General features: G+C 59.4%; 3 protein-coding genes. All 3 read left to right on the top strand.

Going from position 1 to position 8,012, the window contains the following annotated elements; all coding sequences use genetic code 11:
* On the top strand, nt 1–1,580 hold a 1,580-nt coding region (locus AC1XOS_RS17150; RefSeq protein ID WP_481963446.1), incomplete at its 5' end, for a hypothetical protein.
* Between the two features lie 19 nt (nt 1,581–1,599).
* Entirely contained in the window at nt 1,600–6,525 is a 4,926-nt protein-coding gene (locus AC1XOS_RS17155; RefSeq protein ID WP_481963447.1) for a hypothetical protein, read from the top strand.
* A 72-nt stretch (nt 6,526–6,597) separates the two neighbouring features.
* Nucleotides 6,598–8,012: hypothetical protein (locus AC1XOS_RS17160; RefSeq protein ID WP_481963448.1), on the top strand; the 1,415-nt coding region annotated here is incomplete at its 3' end.

The following is an 8,012-nucleotide window of genomic DNA, read 5'->3' on the forward strand; positions in this document are numbered from 1 at the left end:
ACACCGGGCGGCGCATCAACCAGAGTACGGTCATCCGCTACTCGGGCACAGGTACAGGTGCTGCGGATACGGCTCCCGTTGCCGGTCTGCCTGCCAATGTCCGTAAGCTGGAAGCCTACCCTGCTCAGCCCTATGTCAATCCCCTCACCAATACCGCTGTTCCTGGGGTCTGGGAAGGGGAGTATGTTGTCTACGCCGAGGGAAATATCCGCATTCGAGGAACCGCCGGTGGCCTTGATCCCGAGACCCTGCGCTACTACATCCGTCACCTGACCGTCGTTTCGGGAGCCAATATCTACGTGGATGGCAACCTCCTCAAAGATAACCTGCCCGCTAACCCCTCAGGAGTCGCGGCACAGGTGCGGGGACGCTCGTCTATTGCACTGCTGGCCAAAGACTATGTGGTGGTCAACACCACGCAGTTCCTGACCCCCGGCGACAACCTGGCGGGGCCGGAGGCATCGGGCTCCGATGCACGGGCGATCTTCATGCGCCCCGACTCTCCCGTCTTTAACCTCCGCCTCGCTCAGGGACCTGCGGAGAGGTTCCAGGCAAACGGCGAGCGCTTTGCGGAGACCAGTCCGGACTCACGAATCGCACCGTCAACCCTACCGTTGCCTCCGAGCATCTTCCTGCGCCACTCTGCCGCCGAAGTCAACGGAGCAACCGCAGTTCGGCTTAATGTCAATGATGTCGGTACCGGCAATAGCTTCTTCCGCTTCCCGGTGGCCTATGCGTGGCCGAACGCAAATCCCGCGCTCACCACACTGGCAATGGGCGGACCGACCACGATTGAGCCGGGCGTGTACTTCGATCATGTCTTTCCCCTCAAAGACGGCGTGAATAACACAAATCTGCTCTTCCCAGATACCGCAGGGCCGTATGCGGGACCGGCTCCGTTGTTTGGCATTGACAATATGATGACCCTGAGCCTGGATGTCAGTGCGGGCGTGCCAAACCAGACCGACTATCGGCTCTCGCGTTTTGGGGTCGCGCCGCTGGATGTTCGGGTGGAGGCGCTGATCTACGCCCAGGATGGCTCGTTCTTTATCATTCCTGGCCCCTGGCTCAACCCGGATCCTAATGATACCTACGAGGCCTATCTCGCCCGAGGTTCGCGGGCCGGAGACAACCTGACGGCAACGGGATTGGGAAGAATTGATCCAAGCTACCCCTTCTACGGTCAGCCACAAGACATTCGTATCACCCTGTTTGGTGCGATTGCGGAGAACCTACCTGCGGACTCCAGTGATCAAGGGGCGTGGCTGGAGAAGTGGGGCTGGGTTCCCAACTACTTTGGCTCCACAGGACTACCGCCTGCACCTGGCTATGCCAGCCAGGGAGCAGCAGTTCCCACTCTGCACGGACCAAATGGCGTGCTCCCCGGCCCACAGCCGGGCGGCGTTGGAAATGGGGGAGGAAGCGGGATTGTCTACCTCTACGATGAAAAGCTGGTCTCTCCGTATGCAACAGATGGTGCCGTATTGCGACGGGATGAGTATGGCAATACCCTGCCGATGGCCCCGCGCCTTCCGGTAGCGCCAGGGCTCCTCTTTATCGGGGAGACACCGGGAGCGTAAGGACGTTATGAAAATGGCGATGCGAACAAAGATACAGTTCTTACTCGGAGCGATGCTCTGCGTCCTTCTGCTGGCCACCACGGCGCAAGCACAGGTCGCGACCACATACTCCAGTAATAAGCGAACCCTGAAGGTCGGAATTCTTCTTCTGGACTCCACGGACATCAATGATGGACGCGGGCCGGAGAACCCCGATCCTTTTATTTTCCACATCGCCGACTCGCGCAACGATGTGAAGCCGCAGAACTGGGAGTTTATCAACCCCCTCTCGCCAAAGACAGTGACCGTGGATGTTGCGGCTCGCTGGGCGGCTCGCACCGGTGGCAGTGGTCAGCAGTACCAAGTGGGGCAGCAGATCACCAAGAACATGGCGGCGTACTGGGAGGTTTCTTTAACGGACACCCCGCTTCAGGACATGCTCCAGTTTGACCTGCTCTTTCTGACCAACCACCGCGTCACTCGGCTCACGGCTGCGGATCGCGAGAAGCTGCGCAAGCTGGTAGATGCAGGCGGAGTGCTCTGGCTGGAAGACTGCGGCGGGATGCGGATGGATCCGACTGGGCCGCTCTTTCTCGATCAGCTCCAGTTCAGCGGTGGACGAGGCGAGGCAACCACAGGCACGCCGTTTCCGATTGTCAATGTTCCCAACCACCCGATCTTAAGCACGCCCAATGCCCTGAGCCTTCAGGAAGTGGCCAACCTTGGTGATAAAGACTTTGCCAACTACGCGCTGACCAATATTGCTGACCCAACCTTGCCGCCCAACCCGCTGGTGCTGGTCAATGTGGTGGGCAACAATGCACGTGGGGGGCTGCCCTATATCGCCGCAGGTAACTATGGAGCCGGTCGTGTGATCGCGACGGCAGGAGACTCTGGCTGCGATATCAACGACTATGCGGGGGGACTTCGCACGCCCTCAGGAGGAAACTCGGGGGCGTACTGTGGAGAGAACCTCATTACCGCCCATGCCGAGGACCTGAAGTTTCTCTACAACGTGGTGGCGTGGGGAAGTGCCAATAGCCAGTTCCGCAAAGACCCACGCCGTACAGGCTCCTCATTTGAGTCGCTTGGCGCAGCACTTGTACCCGCGTTCAAAGTGGGGGCACCTCCGGCAACCCTCCGTGAGTCGCGCTTAAGCTCGGTGACCGCTCCTCTCGTTGCGAAGGGCGTGGTCTATAGCACGGGTGTGGATGCGACGAGCGGCGCTGCCTCGGTGCGTGCCTACAGTGCCCATCCGTCTTTGATTAGTGGTGACAAGGGGCTGCCCGATCTGTCACTGGGCGCGACCTACGACGAGGTCTGGCGCTGGGATGGCGCAGGTGCCATGCCTTCGTCGCCTGCCCTAGCCACGGTCTATGGCGGCGGCGGCGGTCCCGGTGCAGGAGGACTTCGCGCTGTCTATGGTGACTTTCTCTTTGTCACGCTGAGCGATGGAACTCTGGTGAAGCTGACGGCGCTGGCGACTGATGGCCAGGGCAATATCCTGCCCGCGCCAGGTGTCCAGGCGAATGCTCCTGTCACCACCGGCACGACCTACCTTCCTCCTCCAGGGTTGGCACTGCCCGCTTTCCCTGCCCCTGCTCCCGTGATCAGCGAGGGGAGAGTCTATGTTGTCGAGCCAAACGGACGGGTCCGCTGCGTGGATGCGGCGACGATGACGACGCTCTGGCACTCTTTCCTAGACAACCCCGATGTGCTCTACCGTCCGACCGGCTCCCCGACTCTGGGCTACTCCCGCCTCGCGATCACGAGCACGGATAGCAATGGCCGCAACCCCGCCGCGGGTGCCGCACGCTCCAATGGCAACAGCAATGATCTGATGCTCTATGTTCCGGTCTGGATTGAGGATACCAACTCGGGCACCAATATTCAGCGGACGATGACCTACTGGCTCGGGGCGCGGCATGAAGTCGTTTCGACGGATACTCCTCCGGGATCGGGAAACTTCCGTCCTCGGGCAGCACAGAGCAACCGCCAGTTTGTTGCGCTAACTGAGCCCTCTTTCTTGCGTCCCGTGATCCGTGTCTATCAAGATCAGGTCGTGGCGGGAAACCCGGTAACGGCTCTGGAGAATATGGCGCTGGGACGTGCAAGCACAGTCTTCACAGGGCAGTTTATAGATCCAACGGGTCTTATCCGTGTCCAAGATGGCATGGGCAATGCTCCTACACGAGGTGCGGGTGCTCCAAACGTCATTATCTCGGTGGACTACGATGTTCTCTACATCACGCCCAGCGCCACACCGCCGGGGCTGAGCCAGCCCAACACTAATGCGGCGCGGCCCAACCCGAGCCTGAGTGTTCCAGGGTTCTTGGCCGGGGGCGAAGGCGTTGCCATGACCCCGGATGATATCTTGGTGAGCGCGACCCGGTCTGTCAATCCCCGTGTCAGTGGCGCACTGCCTGTTACCACGCTCTCGGGTGATTATGAGCAAGCTGGGCTTACCCGTCTGCGCCAGTCGTTTAGTGTCTTTGAGCTTCCCACAGGGCAGCAAGTGGCTCAGGCGACAGTTGCGAATCAGGTGGTTCTAGAACGCCCGACACTCACAAACCGGCTGATCTTTACGCCCCCGCTTCTGAGTGAGAGCATGGCAGCTGTTGCTAGCCCTAACTATGAGTCGCTGCTCAATGTCAACCCGATTGGCGCACCGGTGACGACCAACGAGGGCATTGCCTATCAGGTTCTAAGTGCTGTCTCACCCGCAAACGGTGGCTCGGTCACCGTGATTGCCGCGCTGGACATGAAGAAGGAAGTGATCCTGAACCTGCCCGAGACCTACAATCCTGCCTACCGCGTCCAGGTCTCGCAGCTCGATGTCACGGCCTACGATCCCGCGAACGCCGCGCAATCTCAGACAATCTCGGCGCTCTTGCCCGCTACCGGCAACAATCCGGTGAGTAGCACGCAGAACCTGGTTGGGGATGCGAGCCGTGGCCGGATCTCCGTGACCGACATGCGGGTAAATGGTCGGCGCTTCTCCTCATCGCTCTCGTTTGTGGTGACCTATGTTCCAGCGGGGGGAACCAGCGATAAGACGGTGGTGATCACCCCAACACCGCTCTTGCCGTTTAACGGCGCGGGAGCGGATATCGACTCCCGTGGGATCGTCAATGGCGGGTACTCGCCTCTGCTCTGGTACTACGTTCTGCCGGGCACGCCGACCTCCTCGGTGACATTGGCGGGAGACATGCTCTATCTGGCCGTGTTAAATGGAACGCCGAAGATTGTCGCACTGGATGCCGATCCGGCTTCCAACGACCCTGCGGTTCGACCCGGACTTGGTCTACAGGTGGAGGCAGTATTTGCAAACAACAACCCCAAGGTGAACCATGTGCGCTGGGTACGCCAGACCGATGCGCCTGTCTGGGGAGCACCGGTTGCCTCTCAGGGGACGCTTGCCCTCAATACGCTTGCAGGAACGGATGCCTTTGAGACCGGCGTGACACTCATCACCGATGCCAAGCGCATTCTCGAAGTGGATGGTGCCGGAGCCGCACTCTGGGCCGTGGATGGGACGATTAAGTACCAGGCAGCGGGTGGGGCAGTACCCCGCTTCGATGTAGACGGTACTCTGATCCCCGGCGATGGACGAGTGGTGGTCGAGCGCAAGACCCTGGCCCGCCCAAGCCTTGCGCGGCGCATTGGCCCCGGCGACTATCTGATCTGCGACACAGGCAACAACCGTGTGGTTCGGATAGACCGTAGCGGCGGTATCCGCTGGGAGCTCGACGATCTCAACGATGCCTTTGGTGTTCTTTCATCGGCCGATGCAAAGACCCTCAGTGGCCCCACCGATGTTCAGATATTCACCCTCCTCTCGCCCGGGGGCGTGGGCTACGAGATTCACTACCTCATCGCCGATGCCGGTAACAACCGCATTATCGAGGTTGCCGACTACTTTGACCGGGACGGAAATATCCGGCTTAATGTCCCAACTCCCAATGGCCCACAGCGCGGCGATCAGCTCGTGGTCTGGGTAAGCCGGACGCTTTCCAAGGAAGGGCGCTCGCTACGCTTCCAGAGTGTCCAGCGGGTACTGACCTATGGCGATGCTCGGAAACTGGCCGATCCCAATCCTCTTGTGCGGCAAGATCCGACACTCTATGGCTACCCAACAATTCTTGCTGCCGTCGGCAATGCCAGTGTTGCGGGTGGAGAAGTCAGCTCCGATGTTCGGGGAGACTTTACGGGCGGGTCGCTCCTGACACTGGAGTACAACCCGATCAACACGACCATTCCCCTCTTCAACAGCGCGGGAGCTCCCTCGGGGGTCTACACGCCCTGGCTCTACACCAACCCTGAGCCTGGTCGCAATGGTTTGGTAGATCGGACGCTCAATGAGCTCGTCATGCCTATTGGCTACAATGGTGCGATGATGCAGACAGTTCGTCGCATCACCGGCCCGACCAGCATCCAGCAGTACAACTTCCCCAATGGAGCGGGCGGCACCAAGACGATCTTCTTGATCTGTGATGCGAGTGGTGTCTATCAGGCAGAGCTTGCCAATAACCGCTGGTTTGTTACTTGGTACTTCGATGCCAATGACTACAAAGCCCTGATGGCCACACGCCTGACAGGTCTTCCACCAGGAACCCGAGTGGATGTCGGCTTCCAGCCCAACTCGGCGCAGCGCCTGCCCAATGGGAGCTATCTGATCACCAACTCCTGGATCGGCTCACGAACTCACTTAGATCCCGTGGAGGTCGGTATCGGAGACCTCTTTGCCGGAGGGCAGTTCCTAGGAGAAGCCTTCCAGGTAACGGGAATCCGGAAATTTGACCTCAACGGTGTCCTACTCGATGGAGCTGCTCGGCCACTCTATGATGATTTCTCCGCGCCTCGCATTGTTCGCAATGCCGTAACAGGGAGATTTGAGCAGAAGATGGGAAGCACGACGAGCAACACGAATCTTCTGGAACATCCGCTCTTTGGAGACCGTCAGTAACCTAACCTTTCCTGCCCCGCAGTACAATGTGGGGCAGGTACAATTGATTTGATTCCCAACAAGATGAAATCTGTGTTCAGAACAACCATAACCACCACCCTCTTGGCGCTGGCCTCGCTCCCTGTAGCGGCCCAGACTCCGCCGGGCGATCCACTTCCTAAGGGCCAGGAGACAGTCTCAACCAGCCCTCCGGTAGTGAGGCCGCGCACGACGGAGCGTCAGTCGCAGCTTAACCCGGCAGGGAAAGCGCATGGAGATACGACCAACCGTGGTCGTATGAGCGCCGACTTCCTCTGGGGAATCACGAATGGGAATCGTGTCTACGAGAAAGCGCCTTTTGCGCGTATTCCGAATCAGAGCGATGTCGCTCCGATCCAACCCGACGGCTACACGATGCCGTATCCTGTCCAGAATGTCGGCGGCCTGCGTCGTCGCGTACGAACCGAGGGACAGGGAGCCGTCACTGACTTCCTGAACCCACGCCTGCTCTTTGACGATGAGCCAAACTTGCTGTTTGTTCTCCAAGTTGGCCACCCGGTGAACGGAGTCGGGATAGGAGCTGTGGGAACCGTTGGTGGCTTCTTCCGTGGCGCAAACTGGATACCGGTGACAGCTCCTAGTCCTAGTGGTGGGGCTGGATTTATCGGGGTGGGCTACAGTCATATTCCTGCAGTGGCACGTCCTGCGGGAGCACTCCCCGATGCCACCAATCCTGCACCTGCGATGGGAACTCCGGACAACCAGCCTGGTGGTCCGGATGATCCCAATAAGTTCATCTGGTACCCAAGCGTCCCAGGCGTCGCAGGCCAAGTCACGCGCTATGCGATTCGTGTTCATATCCCGACGGTAGATCCGACGGGCCTTGAGACCCGCATCACGGATGCACGCTACGTGGTCTACTACGTGGTGCCGCTCCCAAACGGCCAGTTTCTGCGCAAGCGTAAGATCTGCTTCGTCGGCCAAGACTCGGCAGGCGAGCCGTACTTGCTTGGAGATGATGGCAAGCCAGCCACTTTCCCATTCTTCAGTGAGGCAACCTACAGCGACCCAGCGTGGCGTACACGAACCTTTAGCAACTTCCCCGCACTGCAGTATGGGCATCAGCTCTCCCGTGCACGCGTCGAGCTTGACAACACCACCGAGAACGAGATCACGGGCACCCAGTTTGTGATTGCGGATCAGATTGAGTTCAGCCAGCGTGTTGGGAGTGTCAAGGGCTCGCCCGTGGTTACTCCGCCCCATGGTGGCCGCAAGGTAGACACCGCCCAAGCCGTTGCGGCAGTGCCAGAGCCGAACCCTGACCCCTACGATCAGCCTGCGAAGGGGCCAAACAACTATGGTCTTAATATCTTCCTGACTCCGGGTGGGCTCTTCGCGTTTCTCAACGACTCGTTTAACTTCATCAACAATCCCAGCGACCCCGCCTATACAGCGATGGGTAACCCGCTTTTTGGGAAGTTTGATCCCGCAAACCCGTCCACGCTCTT

This window comes from Armatimonas sp. (genome assembly GCF_964826245.1).

Excerpts from the sequence above, each read along its gene's own strand:
- AC1XOS_RS17155 (WP_481963447.1), top strand. The coding sequence starts at position 1,600 with ATGCGAACAAAGATACAGTTCTTACTCGGAGCGATGCTCTGCGTCCTT.